17 protein-coding genes are annotated in these 16790 nt (G+C 44.9%); 8 read left to right on the plus strand and 9 right to left on the minus strand.

Going from position 1 to position 16790, the window contains the following annotated elements; all coding sequences use genetic code 11:
* Positions 1-4 precede the first annotated feature (4 nt).
* From flhA to R8N46_RS01585, 7 genes are read right to left on the minus strand one after another with little or no spacing between them, the layout of a single operon-like run.
* Positions 5-2095: a flagellar biosynthesis protein FlhA gene (gene flhA, locus R8N46_RS01555; RefSeq protein ID WP_005375024.1), complete on the minus strand. Its 2091-nt coding sequence runs from the start codon at positions 2093-2095 to the stop codon at positions 5-7.
* A gap of 31 nt (positions 2096-2126) precedes the next feature.
* A complete protein-coding gene (gene flhB / locus R8N46_RS01560; RefSeq protein ID WP_005375025.1) occupies positions 2127-3254 on the minus strand; it encodes a flagellar biosynthesis protein FlhB in 1128 nt (375 codons plus the stop codon).
* Entirely contained in the window at positions 3251-4027 is a 777-nt protein-coding gene (gene fliR, locus R8N46_RS01565) for a flagellar biosynthetic protein FliR (RefSeq protein WP_005375027.1), read from the minus strand. Before fliR ends, flhB begins: the two co-directional genes overlap by 4 nt.
* Entirely contained in the window at positions 4027-4296 is a 270-nt protein-coding gene (gene fliQ, locus R8N46_RS01570; RefSeq protein WP_005375036.1) for a flagellar biosynthesis protein FliQ, read from the minus strand. The genes fliR and fliQ overlap by 1 nt, the downstream gene beginning before the upstream one ends.
* A gap of 12 nt (positions 4297-4308) precedes the next feature.
* Positions 4309-5067, minus strand: coding sequence for a flagellar type III secretion system pore protein FliP (gene fliP, locus R8N46_RS01575; protein ID WP_005375037.1), 759 nt, complete (start codon positions 5065-5067; stop codon positions 4309-4311).
* Between the two features lie 18 nt (positions 5068-5085).
* Entirely contained in the window at positions 5086-5457 is a 372-nt protein-coding gene (fliN, locus tag R8N46_RS01580; protein WP_005375038.1) for a flagellar motor switch protein FliN, read from the minus strand.
* On the minus strand, positions 5454-6272 hold the full coding sequence (locus R8N46_RS01585; protein ID WP_005375039.1) for a FliM/FliN family flagellar motor switch protein: 819 nt from the start codon (positions 6270-6272) through the stop codon (positions 5454-5456). Before R8N46_RS01585 ends, fliN begins: the two co-directional genes overlap by 4 nt.
* Positions 6273-6651: 379 nt before the next feature.
* Here R8N46_RS01585 and R8N46_RS01590 point away from each other — a divergent pair, with 379 nt between their 5' ends.
* From R8N46_RS01590 to fliJ, 8 genes are read left to right on the plus strand one after another with little or no spacing between them, the layout of a single operon-like run.
* The gene (locus R8N46_RS01590) at positions 6652-7671 is read left to right on the plus strand and encodes an OmpA family protein (protein ID WP_085569389.1); all 1020 of its coding nucleotides are present in this window, start codon (positions 6652-6654) and stop codon (positions 7669-7671) included.
* Complete coding sequence (locus R8N46_RS01595) at positions 7671-9002, plus strand: sigma-54 interaction domain-containing protein (protein ID WP_017634714.1); 1332 nt, start codon at positions 7671-7673, stop codon at positions 9000-9002. The genes R8N46_RS01590 and R8N46_RS01595 overlap by 1 nt, the downstream gene beginning before the upstream one ends.
* A gap of 15 nt (positions 9003-9017) precedes the next feature.
* Positions 9018-9374, plus strand: a complete 357-nt coding sequence (gene fliE, locus R8N46_RS01600; RefSeq protein WP_005375045.1) for a flagellar hook-basal body complex protein FliE — start codon at positions 9018-9020, stop codon at positions 9372-9374.
* 3 nt (positions 9375-9377) lie between these two features.
* Complete coding sequence (fliF, locus tag R8N46_RS01605; protein WP_005384024.1) at positions 9378-11129, plus strand: flagellar basal-body MS-ring/collar protein FliF; 1752 nt, start codon at positions 9378-9380, stop codon at positions 11127-11129.
* A complete protein-coding gene (locus R8N46_RS01610; RefSeq protein ID WP_005375048.1) occupies positions 11098-12111 on the plus strand; it encodes a flagellar motor switch protein FliG in 1014 nt (337 codons plus the stop codon). The genes fliF and R8N46_RS01610 overlap by 32 nt, the downstream gene beginning before the upstream one ends.
* Positions 12112-12115: 4 nt before the next feature.
* Complete coding sequence (fliH, locus tag R8N46_RS01615) at positions 12116-12871, plus strand: flagellar assembly protein FliH (RefSeq protein ID WP_005375050.1); 756 nt, start codon at positions 12116-12118, stop codon at positions 12869-12871.
* Entirely contained in the window at positions 12864-14210 is a 1347-nt protein-coding gene (gene fliI, locus R8N46_RS01620) for a flagellar protein export ATPase FliI (protein ID WP_115386811.1), read from the plus strand. The genes fliH and fliI overlap by 8 nt, the downstream gene beginning before the upstream one ends.
* Before the next feature lie 24 nt (positions 14211-14234).
* Positions 14235-14675, plus strand: coding sequence for a flagellar export protein FliJ (fliJ, locus tag R8N46_RS01625; RefSeq protein WP_318098208.1), 441 nt, complete (start codon positions 14235-14237; stop codon positions 14673-14675).
* 16 nt (positions 14676-14691) lie between these two features.
* Here the strand turns inward: fliJ and R8N46_RS01630 are convergent, their stop codons facing one another.
* Positions 14692-15750, minus strand: coding sequence for a serine protease (locus R8N46_RS01630; protein ID WP_318098207.1), 1059 nt, complete (start codon positions 15748-15750; stop codon positions 14692-14694).
* 73 nt (positions 15751-15823) lie between these two features.
* Positions 15824-16717, minus strand: a complete 894-nt coding sequence (locus R8N46_RS01635) for a LysR substrate-binding domain-containing protein (RefSeq protein WP_033906699.1) — start codon at positions 16715-16717, stop codon at positions 15824-15826.
* Between the last annotated feature and the right edge of the window lie 73 nt (positions 16718-16790).

The following is a 16790-nucleotide window of genomic DNA, read 5'->3' on the forward strand; positions in this document are numbered from 1 at the left end:
AAGATTAACCAAGGTTTCCTACCACATTGATTTGTTTGTTTTCTGGGATTTCGTTGTAAGACAATACTGCCAGCCCTTGTGTAAATGTACGAGCGTAACGCGCTAGAAGAGGGCGCAGCTGTGGCATAACGAGAAGGATCGGAGGTAGCCCCTGTTGCTTAAGCTGTTGTCTGATCAATGGCAAGTTTTGTTGGAACTGACCAAGAATGTTTGGCTCAATTGGGAAGCTATCTAGTGTTACCGTACCAGAAGATTGTGCTTGTTGCAGTGAAGTTAGTAGCATTTGTTCTAACTCATCAGACAGTGCGTAGACATTTAACTCGTTCTTTTGCCCTGCAATTAAGTTAACAAGCGTACGCTTTAGTGCACAGCGCACATCAGATGCAAGTAGGATCGGGTCCTTTGTATTTTCCGCGGATTCCAACATTGTGTTGGCAATCGTGCGAATATCTTTTAGTGGCACTTGGTCTAATAAAAGCTGACGATATACTTTCAGCTGCTGCGCTGGATTAAGTGCTGCTGCTAATGCTTCTGCTAGTTTCGGGGCTTGTTGTGTCAAACGCTGGGTTATTGCTTCCACATCGTCGTGCGTAAACAATTCTGCAAGGTTTGTCTTCATGATTTTACTAATATGAGTGGCAATAACAGTGCCATCATCGACAACTTGGTAACCCATATTAAGTGCTTTTGCTTTATCTTGATGCTCAATCCACACAGCTGGCAACTGATAAGCAGGATCGCTACCCAAAATGCCATCTACCTCACCGTAAGTTTCGCCAACCGCTATCGCCATTAAACGCTCTGGTTCAATAAAGCCTTGCTCAATGACTTCGCCATTTAGAGAAATTGTGTATTGGTTTGGCTTAAGGCTCAGGTTGTCACGAATACGAACTTCAGGTAATAAAAAGCCAACTTGTTCAGAAAGGTTTCGACGCACACCGCGAATTCGTTGTGATAAGGGTGCCCCTTGTTCTTTGTTGACTAGATGGACGAGTCGGTAACCAAGCGCAAGTGATAATGTTTGGACGTGAGGAATATCATCCCATGTCAGCGGTGTATCATCGTCTTGCATTGCTTGTGAAAGTGCTTCGACCTCTTCGATCTGGGAGTCTTGCACTGGCTTCTTGGTTTGACGCCACCCTGCGAACGCTAATGCGCCAGCAAACGCAAAAAAGGCTAGGTGTGGCATACCCGGTACCATACCGATTACCGCCATAATACCTGCGACAGTAAATAGCGTTGCAGGAGTTGCCAGTAATTGCTTTTGCATGGTTTCCGACATGCCATTATCGCTATCATTAATTCGCGTAACGATAATCGCGGCAGCCGTTGCCAATAGTAGTGAAGGAATTTGAGCAACTAGACCATCACCGATTGTGAGTAGGGCATAAGTTTTAAAGGCGTCAGACGCAGCGAGTCCATGCTCGAAGACACCAATACTGATACCACCAATGATATTGATAAACAGAATCAACAAACCTGCGATGGCATCGCCACGCACAAACTTTGATGCACCATCCATCGAACCATGAAAATCGGCTTCGTTGGCGACTTCTTTACGGCGTAAGCGAGCCGTTTCCTGATCGATAAGGCCAGCGTTTAAGTCGGCATCAATTGCCATTTGTTTGCCTGGTAAAGCATCCAACGTAAAGCGGGCTGAAACCTCAGAAATACGTTCACCACCTTTGGTGATTACGACGAAGTTGATGATCATCAAGATGACGAACACCACCATACCAACGACGTAGTTACCGCCAATGACGACTTCACCGAATGCTTGAATGACCTTACCCGCTGCGTCACCACCATTATGTCCTTCTAGGAGTACAATTCGCGTAGAAGCCACGTTCAATGTGAGACGTAATAATGTTGCGACCAGCAAAATAGTTGGAAAAACAGAGAAATCTAATGGTCGCTTTGCGGTTGTGCTGACCAGCAATACTAGGATTGCTAAGACGATATTAAAGGTAAACAGCGCATCCAGTAGCAGAGGAGGCAAAGGAAGAATCACCATTGCTAATATCATTAGCAAGACGATTGGAATGCCAACGTAGCCTTTGGTTGATGTTTGAAGTTGTTTTAACCGGTTAAGCATACTTTCGTGTCCTTGGATAAACGCGGGTTAATCAGTGCTGCAAATGTTTTGGAATCGAAAAATGAGGTAAAGGAATTGGCTCTTTTCCCTCACCTTTACGAAAGGCTTTCAATTGCAAAACGTAAGTAAGAATATGTGCCACTGCGATGTACAGTTGGCTTGGGATTGCTTGTTCAATCGCCGTCGTGTGATAAATCGAACGGGTAAGTGGCGGGGAGTTAATGATTTCCACTTTGTTTTCTCGGGCGATACGTTGAATGTGCATAGCGGTTTCGTCTACACCTTTTGCGACGACAAAGGGCGCGTCAGAAAGTGAAGGCTCGTATTTCAGTGCGACTGCATAGTGCGTTGGGTTTGTGATGATCACGTCAGCCGTCGGCACCATTTTATCGATCTTACGGCGCGCAAACTGCTGCTGTATTTGACGAATACGTTGCTTTACTTCCGGACGACCTTCATTATTTTTAAATTCCTCTTTCAATTCTTGTTTCGTCATGCGGAGTTCTTTTAGGTGTTCCCAACGCTGATAAGGAATGTCGATAACCCCAAATAACAACAAGGCGAAGCCCATTAAGAGTAAGCCTTCAAACAGAATTGACATTACTAGAGAAAAACCTTGGCTGAGTGGGAGGTTTTGCATGCCAAGTAATGGCTGTAAGTGGTTGTCTAAATAGCCATATAAGATGCCGAAGATCACGGCTACTTTGAACGTCGACTTTAAGAGCTCAACCACTGAGCGGGTCGAAAAAATGCGCTTTATCCCGCTCAAAGGATTAATTTTGCTGAGCTTTGGCATTACGTTCGCGGGACGGAACATCCAGCCGCCTAGCACAAGGCTACTACCACAGGTCACGATAATAATGACGGTAAACAATGGTAATAGCATGTCTATGATGACCGCTAAACTTTGTCCCAATTGCTCGACAAGTTGTTTAGGATTTTCTAGGTCGGCTCGCGTCAGCATCATGTTGTAGCGAAAGATCCCCGACATGCTTTCCCAAATACTATTAAGCTGAGAGTAAAAGTAGAGCGCCACCGCTAGAAATATCACCGCAGTAGTAAACTCTTTCGCGCGAGGAATTTGTCCTTCCTGGCGGGCTTTCTTTACCTTCTGCGGTGAGGCTTTTTCAGTTTTGTCTTGAGAAGATTGATCGCTCATGCTCCCCCCAACATAAAGTTACTCAAGTGTCTAATGGTGTCGTGAACGAGCGCCGTGTAGCGACCAGGAACACCAGAAACTGAGATTAATACGCTGAATAGACCCAGCAGCATCGTCATAGGAAAACCTAACGCATAGACATTAAGTGATGGTGCGGCTCGGTTCATTACACCAAAACTGATGTTGGCTAGAAGCATGGAAACAATAGCGGGCAAAGCCAAAGCTAGTGAAGAGGCAAACATCCAACCGAAAATATTGACAACACCTTGCAGAGAAAGCGATGTGATACCAGATCCGACTGGCCAAACAACAAAGCTTTGAATCACGATATCTATGACGAGTAAGTGTCCTTCTAGCGCGAGGAACAACAAGGTTGAGAAAATCAGAAATATGCGTCCCAAAATGGCGACAGAAAGCCCGTTAATAGGATCATTCATCATCGCCATACCTAAGCCCATTTGCAGAGAAATCACCTGGCCAAGCATGGTGAAAACGTTAAAGAGCATGTGCAAAATTAACCCAAACATTACTCCCCAAATAGCTTGCTCAAAAGCAAGGAACAGGGAAGTCATAGAGAATAACTCGACTTGTGGCATGGGTGGCATTAACGGTCCAGTAATGACAACGATCGAGAGGGCCAGTAAAGTACGAACCCAAACAGGAATAATCGCATCACCAAAGAAAGGCATTGAAATAAATACGGCCCCCACACGAAAAAACGGCCACCAGAGTTGACCGAGTATCGCCGAGAGCTCTGCAAATGTGATGGCCATTAGCCAATCATCCCTGGTATGTTGTGGAACAAGAAATCAAACAGTTCCATGATCTTACGTAGCATCCAGTGACCTGCAAAAATCACCATTAATAAGGTAACGAGCAAACGTGGCAAAAAGCTGAGTGTTTGCTCGTTGATTTGTGTGGCAGCCTGAAATACGGCGATACACAAACCGACAATTAAGCCTGGAACAACCAATACGGCAACCATCAAAATGATCAGCCATACTGCATCGGAAAATAACGTTACGGTTAGTTCTGGGGTCATAACTGCTCCTAGTTAACCGAAGCTGGCAGATAAGGTGCCAACTGTCATTGCCCAACCATCCACGAGTACAAATACCACCAACTTAAAGGGAAGTGAGACAATCAAAGGTGATAGCATCATCATACCCATTGCCATCAGGACACTGGCGACAACCAAGTCGATGACCAAAAACGGGATGAAAAGCATAAAACCAATTTGGAAGGCGGTTTTCAGTTCACTAATGACAAATGCAGGCAAGACAACGGCAAATGAAATATCCTCAACGTTTTGGTCGAGAGGCTCATTGGCAATACGTAACATTTGTTCAAGAGAGCTTTGGTGCGTCTGTGCCAACATGAACTCTCTCACTGGTTTCTCTGCAACAGAAAAAGCCTGTATTAGCGTGATTTCGCCGTTGTCGTATGGCTGAAACGCATTTTCATAAATATCGCTCCAGACAGGGCGCATAATCAGTAACGTCAATGCGAGAGCGATCCCGACCAACACTCTGTTAGGTGGGCTTTGTTGAAGACCAAGAGCTTGGCGCAAAATCGCAAGGACAACGACAATTCGAGTAAAGCTCGTCGCCATCAAAATAAATGCTGGAAGAAAACTGAGCGCCGTCATCAACAACAGAATTTGCAGTTTAACGCTGTATTCTTGTTGTGTGTCGCCATCAGAAACGGACAAGATAGTTAAGCCGTTGTCAGCCGCCATTGTTGGGAAAGCAAACAAAAGTGACACCAATACCAAAAGAGGTAACCAACGGTGCCAAGCGCTCAGATTTTTCATTGTGATGCCTACCTAAGATTATTGACCAACGCCACTCAATGCAGAGTCATGTACATCGATCAGACGAAGTCCATACTTATCATTGACAACGACAACTTCAGCGTGGCCCATAAGAGAACCGTTTACTTTCACGTCTAAAGGCTCGCCATTGAGCTTTTCCAACTCGATAACCGTGCCTTCACCCGCTTTCATTAAGTCCCCAAGTGGGATCTCCTTACTCGCAACTTCCAGCGTGACTGTGACAGGAATGCTTTTGAAAAAGCTAAGGTCACGTTCCGCAGTGGCTGGTTCTTGTTGGAGCGTATCTTCGGCTTCAAAGTCTTCTAATTGAAAATCATCAAAGTTCAGTTCTTCTGCGTCGAATGCATTAGTTTCTAGCGCTTCGCTCATCGCTGCGGTTCCTTATCAGGGTTAAAGATCAAAACAAGTTGGCCGTCTTGCTCGGCAATACGACCTGTAAATAGAGATTGGTTGCCAATGCTTACTGGAACCGTGTTAAGAAGCTCAATAGGTAAAATATCGTTGGGTTGTAAGCCAACCACATCACTTAAAGGCATCTTCTTTTTACTTAGAACAACGTTCAGTCGAACGGGGGTCGTCTCTAAAGAACGACAGAAAGGTTGAAACAAATCGGTATCAGGCTGCAGTTCAAGCTGCTCGATTAGCGTTTGAATAAGATGACCATCTAGCTTGAGATGAATTGAGCCTTGATGATCGTCAAACGCAATGTTTAATTGAACGTTAATGCCAATACCTCTTGGGGTCTCATACTCACCCGTGTCCCACATTTCACCAGGAGCAAGCCAACCGATGATGATTCGACTGATGCGCTCTTGTAAACGTAAGTCACTGGCCGTCAGAGTAGCGGCTGAACGCTCTGCACTTGCACCATAAAATCTATCAGCCAACTTTATTAGCGTGTGAGGGTTACCATGGATGAATACCATGCCGCCTTCCTGATGTTGATAGGTCGACGTTTGCTCTTTGTCCATCTCAACCGATGTAAAGCGGTGCAAGTCTACTGAGGTTAAGCTAGCTTCCACTTTTCCTGTGCTGAGCCAATTTTGTAATTCAGTCGTAAGGTTTGAGCAAGATTCTGAAATTAAATTATCGAGCTTCTCACGAATGATATGAATAGGTTTGCCTAATAATTCTACATCAAGTAGTTGACTATCAGAAATAGGCTCGCTAACTCTATTTTCCATTTATATTTTACCGTGCGTTAACAATCGAAAGTGTTTTAACTTAATGGCGTGTAGTCTACACAGAAATTTTAATGATCTTTTAGCTCCAAACTCTAAGATTGTGACTTTAGTTCACATGTTGCTTTGTTCATATAGTCATAATCTTTTAATGAAATTTAAAAAGAGTTAGTTTTCTTTATAAATCGCTTAATAAATAAAATAACAATGTTGAGCGTTTTAGTTGTTATAGATTTTTTAAATTGCCTTTATGGCGTAACAACAACTTCAAACAAATAAATTATAAGATACTGTTTTTTATGCTTAAAGCTTCCATTGGAGGCTAAGCGTGCTCTCTTGAGCGTTTTGTAACCAATTTTAATATTCAGAATAGGTAATTAAAATGATTAGCTATGCCAGTTCTCTCGGCTTGGTGGCATATTTAATTAAACGGTTTAAGTCATGGGAATGTAAGATATACATGAATCATGTCCGTTTGATAATTTGTAACACAATTATTGTTATCAGTTTTATTTTTTCAAAAGTGTCATATTCAGAAGAAGTCTTAACAATCCCTATGGACCTCTCTAAATGGACATATGAGGGAAATAAATTCAAATGCAACTTGTTGCAATCAAATAATGACTATGGGAAGTTTTATTTCCTAGCGGAACCTAATAATAAATTCTATTTTATTTCCGATATAGAATATGAAAACAATAAATGGAAAACGATTGCTTTAACAACTCAAAATGCTCCTTGGAGTAATGAGCTTTATAGAAAAGAATTTGGCTCCCTTGAATTTACTAAGCCGTCTCAGCGTTTCATCTTTAATAAAGGCGCTGAAGAATTCATGGATTCAATTGCTTCGGGTAGTTGGGTGACGCTGTCACTTAAAGGAAGTAATGCTTCCTCTGTTTCAGAGATTGTGATTCCTACTCTTCAAATTCAAAACGCATTGAAATCATTTAATGCGTGTCGCGCGCGATTGCCTAAATTGTCTTTTTCAGAGGCAAGGGATATGGCGCTCTCATTTGAGTTTGGTCAGAAGACGTTAAGTCGTGGACAGAAAGCAACACTAGAAGCGCTGTATAGCTATGTATCTGTGGATGATCGAGTGACCAAAATCCTCATCGACGGTCACACCGATAACGTTGGTTCAAGTTTAACGAACCTTTCTGTGTCACGTACTCGAGCAGAGCAAGTCACCAATGCTTTGATTGAGCTTGGGGTCGACGAGTCGATGATCGAAACACGAGCTCATGGTTCACGTTACCCAATTGCCAGCAATAACTCGGTTAATGGCCAAGCAAAAAACCGACGTGTCACCCTGCGTTTAGTGAGGGACAACGAGTATACGGCTACGAAACACCACCCAGCTCTACAATCACAAAATCAACAAACGAAAGTTAAGGTTCAATGATGACGAAAACGAAAATTTTGTTGGTTGAGCCAAATGAAGCTCTTGCTCAACCAGTATTGGATGTGTTGCAAAATGCAGGTTACACCGCGAAACACACTCGTACTGGTCGAGGCGCTTTGCTTGAAGAGCGAGCAGAAATCACTTTAGTGAGCTCTACGCTGCCGGATATGTGTGTTCGTGAGTTTGTCGCGTGTCACCAAAAGCAGCGAAATTCGGGTGTTGTTATTGCGATTGTCGATCAAGAACAAGGCATCTTGGCTGCTGAGACGATGAAAGCGGGCGCTACTGATTATCTATTACGCCCATTTGAATCTAATCAGTTGGTTAATCTGCTTAAACGTGTTGAAGCGTTAGGTAAGCCAATGGCCAACATTGTTGCGGAGTCTTGGAGAAGCAAACAAGTTCTGCAATTGGCGCATCGTGCAGCATGTACTAACGCGAGTGTGCTTATTACAGGTGAATCGGGAACGGGTAAAGAAGTGCTGGCGCGATATGTGCATGAGCACTCTCCGCGTATCAATGGTCCATTTGTGGCGGTTAACTGCGCCGCCATTCCAGAGTCAATGTTAGAGGCTGTGCTATTCGGTCATGTAAAAGGCGCGTTCACCGGAGCGACAAATTCTCAAAGCGGTAAGTTTGAAGAAGCAAATGGCGGGACGATTCTGCTTGACGAGATTGGTGAAATGTCACCTACGGTTCAAGCTAAATTGTTACGCGTCCTTCAAGAGCGTGAAGTAGAACGTGTTGGTAGCCATAAAGCCGTTCAGCTCGATATTCGTGTTATTGCGGCAACCAACAAAGACTTACGTGAGGAAGTTCAAAAAGGCACGTTCCGTGAAGATCTTTATTATCGATTAGATGTGCTGCCTCTGCACTGGCCGCCTTTGCGTGAAAGAAAAGAGGACATTCTACCGATTAGCCAATTCTTTATTGAAAAGTATCAAGATAGCAGCCGCTGTCACTTATCCCAAGATGCGATTAGTGCGCTGAGTCAGTATCACTGGCCGGGCAATATTCGTGAGTTGGAAAATGTCATTCAACGCGCTTTGGTCATGCGTCATGGTGATTACATTACAGCCCATGACCTGATGCTGCCTATTGAGCTTGTCGCGTCAGTTCCTACAGCAGAGCCAACTTCAAGTTTTGGTCATGTAGAAGCGAAGAAGCAAGCTGAATATCAGTTTATTTTGGAAAAGTTACGTCAGTTTGGTGGAAACCGAACGAAAACCGCAAACGCGCTTGGAGTCTCTACTCGAGCGCTACGCTACAAGCTCGCAGCAATGCGAGAACATGGTATTGATTTACAGTCGGCACTAGGCTCGGCTGCCTAATAGGAGAAAAAATAGATGGCAAGTCAACCTACTCATGCGGTCTCGGCAGAGCAACTTATGTTGTCAAAAATGCAGGCGATGCAGGCACAAGTGCAGCCGCCAGAGTTTATCGTGAGTGCAAATCCTTTAGATCAACAATCACTAAACGCACCTTTATCGTTCTCACAAGCGATGACAAATGTGTTGGATACAGTGAATCAACATCAATCAGTGGCTAGTCAAAAAATGACGGCCGTAGAAACAGGAAAAAGTGATGACCTAGTTGGTGCAATGGTCGCGAGCCAAAAAGCCAGCTTGTCCTTTAATGCTTTGATGCAAGTGCGCAACAAAGTCGTGACCTCATTTGAAGATATTATGAAGATGCCGGTGTAATTCATGTCAGAACTAACCCCCCAAGTCGCCGGAAACACAGCTATGGCTACCGGCACAGCACAGACATTTTCTACTGCCAACGGCATGGACGATGTGACAACGAAGCTGAAGCAAATCTGGTCTAGCAGTCAGAGAAACTTAGTGCTATCTGCGGTGTTAGCTGCGATTGTTGCAGCGATTATTGTGGTTGCACTATGGAGTTCCTCGCAGAGCTTTCGTCCGCTCTATAGCCAACAAGAGCGTTTTGATATCGGCGAAATTGTGTCGGTATTAGAAAGCGAAGGCGTAAGCTACCGCATGCAAGAGCAAAATGGACAAGTTCTTGTACCAGAAGGTGAGGTTGCGAAGGTACGCATGTTGCTTGCATCAAAAGGTGTTAAAGCTAAGCTGCCGACAGGTTTGGATTCGCTCAAGGAAGATAGCTCTCTTGGTACGAGCCAATTTATGGAAACGGCGCGTTATCGTCATGGTTTAGAAGGTGAGTTAGTACGTACTATCATGTCTTTGAACTCAGTAGCGAACGCGCGTGTTCATTTAGCAATACCTCGTCAAACTCTATTCGTCCGCCAAAACAGTGAGAATCCATCAGCATCTGTCATGCTTGAGCTCAAACCTGGTGAAGACTTAAAGCCTGAACAAGTTGAAGCGATCATTAACCTAGTGGTTGGCAGTGTCACGGCAATGAAGCCAGAATTTGTTTCTGTCATTGACCAGTACGGCCGTCTTCTTAGTGCGGATGTCGCTTCTGCGGAAGCCGGTAAAGTAAACGCGAAATATCTTGAATACCAGAAGAGTGTTGAAAAACAGATCATCCAACGCGCAGCAGACATGCTTACGCCGATTGTGGGGCCGAGTAACTTCCGCGTACAAGTCGCTGCCGATCTGGACTTTAGCCAAGTTGAAGAAACACAAGAAATTTTGGATAACGCGCCGGTTGTGCGTAATGAGCACACCATTCATAACAACTCGGTTGATCAAATTGCGTTGGGTGTTCCTGGTTCTCTAAGTAACCAACCGCCAGTGACAGGATCTGGTGAAGTGGAAACGAACGATAGCCAAAACACGAATGCGCGATCTGAAGTGAATCGTCAATATGCTGTAGGTAGTAGTGTTCGTCGTACTCAATACCAACAAGGCCAAATAGAAAAGCTTAGTGTCTCGGTTCTGTTGAACTCGAAAGCTTCGCCAGATGGTGTGGCGTGGAGTGAAGCCGATAAAGAGCAAATCTCAAACATGATCATGGATGCTGTTGGTATCTCTGCCACACGAGGTGACAGCTTAAGTTTAATGAGTTTCAACTTCACCCCAATCGAAATTGATGCTCCTCCTGCACTGCCGTGGTGGCAAGACCCTACAGTACAGCAGCCAATACGCTACGTTATTGGTGGCTTGTTAGGCTTGGCGATGATCTTCTTCGTACTGCGTCCATTAATCATGCACCTAACTGGCGTTGATAAACCTGTGCCTGAGCTAAATTTTGCTGAGCCTCAGGAAGAGCCTGACTACGAAAACTTGCAAACGCGTGAAGAACGCGAGCATGAAGAAGTACTTGATCGCCGCCTATCTGAAAAAGGCATCTCAGCCTCTTCAGGTTTAGATGTAAACAGCGACATGCTACCACCAGCAGGTTCGCCATTAGAAATTCAATTGAAACACCTACAGCTTATTGCTAATGAAGAGCCAGAGCGCGTAGCCGAAATACTGAAACAATGGGTAAACATCAATGAACACAGTTCTATCAAAGCAGACGCTTAGTTATGTTGAACAAACCGCGCTCGTGCTATTAGGCATGGGCGAGGATGCCGCAGCGAAGGTTTTGCAACACTTTAGCCGTGATGAAACCCAGCGTGTGACTCGTGCAATGGCGAAGTTAAATGGCATTAAGAGCGATTCTGCTCGTGGTGTTATTCAAACTTTCTTTGAAGATTTCCGTGAGCACAGCGGTATTCGAGGAGCCTCTAAGGAATACCTATCTAATACATTGCGTAAAGCATTGGGTAACGATTTGGCAAAAGGGTTATTAAATACCTTATATGGCGATGAAATTCGCAACAACATGCAGCGCTTACAGTGGGTGGAAGCAGAAACTCTCGCTCGTTTCATTGTGAACGAGCACCCACAAATGCAAGCAATTTTTCTAGCGTATTTGCCAGCAGACAGCTCTTCAGCGGTATTGAAGCACTTGCCACAAGATTACCATGACGAAATCTTGTTCCGTATTGCTCAATTGCAAGATATCGATCATCAAGTTGCCGTTGATTTGCATGAACTCGTTGAGCGTTGCATCGAAAAAGTATCCGCAAGTCAAAGCACGCCGTTATCAGGTGTTAAGCAAGCAGCAGATATCATTAACCGCTTTGAAGGTGACCGTGGTTCATTGATGGAAATGCTGAAGTTGCATGATGAAGATGTTGTCAATGCAATTGAAGAAAACATGTTCGACTTTATGGTTCTTGGCCGACAACGCGAAGAAACTATGGACATGTTGGTGCAGCAAATCCCGCTAGAGTTGTGGGCAGTTGCGCTAAAAGGTTCCGATATTACCTTACAACAAGCTATTAAGCGTTCAATGCCGCAACGTATGGTGAAAGCGCTAGAAGATGACATGGACGCACGCGGCGCTGTTGCGTTAAGTCGAGTTCAAAAAGCACGTCAAGACATCATGCAAATGGTACGTGAGCTGGATGAATCTGGTGAAGTTCAGCTGCTTCTCTATGAAGAGCCAACGGTGGAGTAAGGTCATGCTAGAGACAAAATCAAGTACTATGCGATTGCCTCCGAGCGGGTATCGTTTACACCGTTTTCCGCCTTTAGCGCAACCTAAGACTATCGAAGACGAATTCGGGCTAGATAACCAAGGCTGGCAAGAACCTCAAATAGATATCCAACAGCAACTTGAAGAAGGTTTTCAACAAGGTTTGCAACAAGGACATGAGGAAGGCTTACGCCAAGGTATCGAACAGGGCAAGCAGCAAGGTCTGTTGGAAGGCCAAAAAGAAGGTTTCCAAAAAGGCTTTGTTTCCGGTGAGCAGTCTGGAAAGCAAGGCTTTTTGGAGGCGGCGAAGCCTGTCAATGAACTTTTTCACGCCCTTTCTCGTTGGCAAGATGAAAAAGAACAGCAACAACGCCATATGATTTGTGAACTGGTACAAAAGGTAGCTCAGCAAGTGATTCGTGCCGAGCTCACTTTAATGCCTCAGCAGATCCTAGCTTTGGTGGACGAGACATTATCTGCCATGCCTGGTAAAGCGGAAACAGTAACTGTGCATTTAAATCCGCAAGATTTAGAGCGCATTACTCACATCAATGCTGATTTGCCGCAATCTTGGAAACTGGTCCCTAATACGGAGCTTCCTATTGGTGGCTGTCAGTTAGTGACTGATGACGCAGAAGCGGATGCGAGCTGCGACTCTCGTTTGGAAGCCTGTATGGACAATGTAAAGCAACACCTTTTGGATGAAGTCAGTATTCCACAGGTAGAGTCTGAGCATGAGTAATCCCCTAAGCCATGAACTATTAAGTGAGCGTTTGAGCGAAGCCTTGGCTTCGCTCGATTCAATCCCTGTTGCTCGCGTAACAGGGCGATTGATAAAAGTAAACGGCTTAATGTTACAAGCCGTAGGGTGTCGGTTTAAGCTTGAGCAGCGTTGTCTCGTAGAAACCGCGGAAGGCGATATGATCGAAGCGCAAGTTGTGGGCTTTGAACACACTATTGCTTACCTCATGCCTATCCGCCGTTTAGGCGGTCTGTTTGCAGGTGCAAAAGTCATCCCTCTTGATGGTGACAGTACCGTGCAGCTAAGCTCTCAGTGGTTAGGACGCGTACTGAATGGTTTAGGTGAGCCGTTAGATGACGGGGCACCGCTTAAGGGGGGGGATCGAGTTTCACTTGAACCAAAACCGATTAACCCACTGAAGCGACGCCCAGTTGATACGCCACTCAACGTAGGCGTGCGAGCGATTAATGGACTATTGACGGTAGGCAAAGGCCAACGTATTGGTTTGATGGCTGGCAGTGGCGTCGGTAAAAGTGTGTTAATGGGGATGATCACCAAAAACACGGAGGCCGATGTAATTGTGGTCGGGCTTATCGGTGAGCGAGGCAGAGAAGTACGTGAGTTCATCGAGAGAAACTTAACCCCAGAAGCGCGCAAGAAAGCGATCATTATCGCGGCTCCTGCTGATGAATCCCCGCTAATGAGGTTAAGAGCGACACTACTTTGTCATCGCGTTTCAGAGTATTTCCGAGACCAAGGCAAAGACGTTCTACTTCTGATGGACTCTCTAACCCGATACGCCATGGCACAGCGCGAAATCGCTCTTTCGCTCGGAGAGCCTCCTGCTTCTCGTGGTTATCCGCCTTCTGTCTTCAGCGTGTTACCTCAACTCCTAGAGCGAGCGGGTAACAGTGAAAATCAACATGGTAGCTTAACGGCAATTTATACCGTATTGGCAGAAGGGGACGACCAACAAGATCCTGTCGTGGATTCCGCGCGCGCCATCTTAGATGGGCATGTCGTTTTATCGCGTCAACTGGCTGAGCAAGGGCATTATCCCGCGATAGATATCAACGCGTCTATTAGCCGTTGTATGAATACTTGTACGCAGGACGCACACAGCACGATTGCGAATAACTTCCGTCAAATGTACTCCAACTACCTTCAGGTTAAAGAGTTACTGCCATTAGGGGGTTATCAACCAGGACAAGATCCTGAGTTAGATCAATCTGTTGCTATGTATCCAAATTTGCGTGCATATCTACAACAAGCTGCCAACGAGTCTGTAGATTACCCAACCAGTTTGACCGAGCTCGCGCAGCTTTTTCAAAGTGCTTAATCAAATGGGAGTGACAAGGCTGAAATGAAATCCAAGTTAAAAGCCGTAGGCAAGTTACAGCAAATGGAAGAAAAACAGCGTGACCGTGTGGGTCAACAACTTGATGCCATGCGTCAGCGTCACTCCCATCTTTCAATGCAATTGGAACAGTTGTCGGCGTTGAAAGGCCACGCTGGACAATCAACCCGAACCGGCCCGACGCTGACGAGCGCGGCTTTGATGAACTTTAATCGTGTTGACCAAATGCTACAAAGAATGCTTCGTCACCACGAGCAAGAGCAAGCCGTTATGCAAGCGGAATGTGCATCTGTACAGAAAACGCTAGAACACAAGCACGCACGCGTTCAAGGGTTAGAAAAAGTGCTTGAACGTTGGCGTACTAAGCAGAACTATGAAAAAGCGAAAAAAGAGCACAAGATGATTGAAGACATCATTAACTCTCGCGTTAAGCGCAAGATATTATGATGTCTTGTTGACGCTACTAGGAGCGCGAATAATTTCTGCGGTGTCTTAGCCAACCAAACCAGCCTCCAAGCATGATCAACCCTGATCCGAGAGCACCGCCGCCACTGCTGCCGTTGTTACCAAAGCCAGATGTGTTGGTATCGACAGGCTCAAAGCCAGAGTCCCCTTCGCTATGATAATCTTCCGAACTTGCTAAGAGGGCGTTATAACTGGTTTTTACACCTGAGCTGGTTTGGGTCTCAATCCATGTTGCATAGTTCAAAATCTCGGTAAACACACTTGGAATCGCAGCGGATTCACAAACTGAAGAACCGTAGCTCACAATGCCAATTTGCTGATACATGCCATTATTGTCTTTATAGGTGAGAGGACCGCCTGAGTCACCACGACAGATGCCAGTGTAGCTTCGTTCAGGAAATCCATTCGCACATAAACTTTCCTGAGCGTTAAACCCTGTTACCAACGAAACGCATTGGGTGTCGGTAAGGGGTTTTACTTCTGCCCAGCGTAAATAGTTAGGGGGGCTTTCATCATTGGTTGAGGTCTGACCTAAACCGAATATCTGATAAACTGACTTGCTGCTGTAGTCTCCAAAGTCTTGCGGTAAAGTGATGGATTGGACGTTATCGGTGATAGGTCTAGTCAATTCAAGGACAGCGATGTCATTAATCCATAAATCGCTAGGCACATAATCAGGATGAATCGTGATAGAGCGAACATCTTTGAATTCTTCAACAAACACGTCATTCATCGTAGGGTTTTTGACTAACACTCGTAGGTCGTTGATTGTCCAGCCGTCAGTAAAAACGCTTGGTTCTACGCAGTGGGCCGCAGTTAAAATGAAGCGGTCGTTTACAATGGTTCCCCCACAAATATTGGCAAACTGATTCGCGCCAGTTTTATGTAGAATAAGACGTGCAAAAAAAGGAAGTTGGTTTTGGGTAGCCTGCTGACCCCCAATAATTGCCGTGGAGATCCCTTGTTCTGAAAGGCGGTTATCATTTTCTACTTCAGCGGTCGTACTCAAAGATACTGCAAAACAGAGTGCGCTTAGCCATATTTGATACTGCTTCATAAACCATCCTTGGATGAAAAGTGCTCTTCTAACTTTATACTAGTTTTTCAGTGAATGTGCTTAACAAAAGTTTCTAATAGTTGAATGATTGTTGTAGCCAAGATCGCAACAGATGAAACGATTCAAGCTTTAGCTTGTGTGGCGGGCATACAAAGTAAAGCTGTTGATGAGGATTAATGACGGGTTCACCCAGCTCGATTAGCTGACCATATTTGATGTCATCCTTCACAAACAAGCGATGAGTGACCAATAACCCCAAACGACGAGTTGTGGCCTGGACGGCTTGTATCGACATGTTAAAAGTGATTGGTTTTTTATTTTTAGGTCGCTGGATACCCGTCGCGTCCAGCCACACGTTCCAGTCATTTTTTCTTCGTTCGTTAGTAACTTCAATGATGGGATACTGCTTTAAGAGTTGAGTGATGTTTGAGTCCTTTGTCTTCGCTATCAATTCAGGACTGCACACCAAAACCAGTTCATCTTCACTGAGCTTTTCGCAGTAGTAATCCTGCCATTCTTCGGGATTTCCATGCACCAAAGCCGCGTCGATACCTTCTTGTTCTAAATTGAATCTGCCAGACAGGTTTGATAAACGAACGTCTAATTGAGGAGCAAACCCTTGTAAATCTGACATTCGAGGAATCCACCAGTGAAGAGCCAATGAATTCACCATATTGAGCGTAACACGTTGCAAATTCTGATCTTGGATGAGTGCTTCCGTTGCATCGACAATTTGCTCTAAAGCGGGTGCCACCTTTCTGTAATACTTTTTACCGTCCGCATTGAGTTGAACTTGTCTGCCTATGCGATCAAACAGAGGCTTGTTGACTTGACTCTCCAGCGATTTAATTGCCTGACTTACGGCTGAGTGGCTCACACTTAATATCTGTGCTGCTTCTGTCATGCTGCCAGACTCAGCTACTGCAACAAATGCGTAGATGGACTTTAAGGGGACTAGTTTCCGCATAATTTAAAAACCGTAGCTGGTGATAGATAAGTTAAACTGTAAGTTTTTCTTACATCAATGGTTAATATTATTC

It is taken from the genome of Vibrio sp. 1874 (genome assembly GCF_033344395.1).
Taxonomy (GTDB): Bacteria; Pseudomonadota; Gammaproteobacteria; order Enterobacterales; family Vibrionaceae; genus Vibrio; species Vibrio alginolyticus.

Bases quoted from the DNA above. Each gene is read 5' to 3' on its own strand.
- R8N46_RS01585 (WP_005375039.1), bottom strand. From the start codon at position 6,272: ATGGAAAATAGAGTTAGCGAGCCTATTTCTGATAGTCAACTACTTGAT.
- fliH (WP_005375050.1), top strand. From the start codon at position 12,116: ATGCTAGAGACAAAATCAAGTACTATGCGATTGCCTCCGAGCGGGTAT.
- fliR (WP_005375027.1), bottom strand. From the start codon at position 4,027: ATGGCCATCACATTTGCAGAGCTCTCGGCGATACTCGGTCAACTCTGG.
- fliF (WP_005384024.1), top strand. From the start codon at position 9,378: ATGTCAGAACTAACCCCCCAAGTCGCCGGAAACACAGCTATGGCTACC.
- fliQ (WP_005375036.1), bottom strand. From the start codon at position 4,296: ATGACCCCAGAACTAACCGTAACGTTATTTTCCGATGCAGTATGGCTG.
- R8N46_RS01610 (WP_005375048.1), top strand. From the start codon at position 11,098: ATGAACACAGTTCTATCAAAGCAGACGCTTAGTTATGTTGAACAAACC.
- fliE (WP_005375045.1), top strand. From the start codon at position 9,018: ATGGCAAGTCAACCTACTCATGCGGTCTCGGCAGAGCAACTTATGTTG.
- R8N46_RS01630 (WP_318098207.1), bottom strand. From the start codon at position 15,750: ATGAAGCAGTATCAAATATGGCTAAGCGCACTCTGTTTTGCAGTATCT.
- fliP (WP_005375037.1), bottom strand. From the start codon at position 5,067: ATGAAAAATCTGAGCGCTTGGCACCGTTGGTTACCTCTTTTGGTATTG.
- R8N46_RS01595 (WP_017634714.1), top strand. From the start codon at position 7,671: ATGACGAAAACGAAAATTTTGTTGGTTGAGCCAAATGAAGCTCTTGCT.
- R8N46_RS01590 (WP_085569389.1), top strand. From the start codon at position 6,652: ATGATTAGCTATGCCAGTTCTCTCGGCTTGGTGGCATATTTAATTAAA.
- flhA (WP_005375024.1), bottom strand. From the start codon at position 2,095: ATGCTTAACCGGTTAAAACAACTTCAAACATCAACCAAAGGCTACGTT.
- flhB (WP_005375025.1), bottom strand. From the start codon at position 3,254: ATGAGCGATCAATCTTCTCAAGACAAAACTGAAAAAGCCTCACCGCAG.
- R8N46_RS01635 (WP_033906699.1), bottom strand. From the start codon at position 16,717: ATGCGGAAACTAGTCCCCTTAAAGTCCATCTACGCATTTGTTGCAGTA.
- fliN (WP_005375038.1), bottom strand. From the start codon at position 5,457: ATGAGCGAAGCGCTAGAAACTAATGCATTCGACGCAGAAGAACTGAAC.
- fliI (WP_115386811.1), top strand. From the start codon at position 12,864: ATGAGTAATCCCCTAAGCCATGAACTATTAAGTGAGCGTTTGAGCGAA.
- fliJ (WP_318098208.1), top strand. From the start codon at position 14,235: ATGAAATCCAAGTTAAAAGCCGTAGGCAAGTTACAGCAAATGGAAGAA.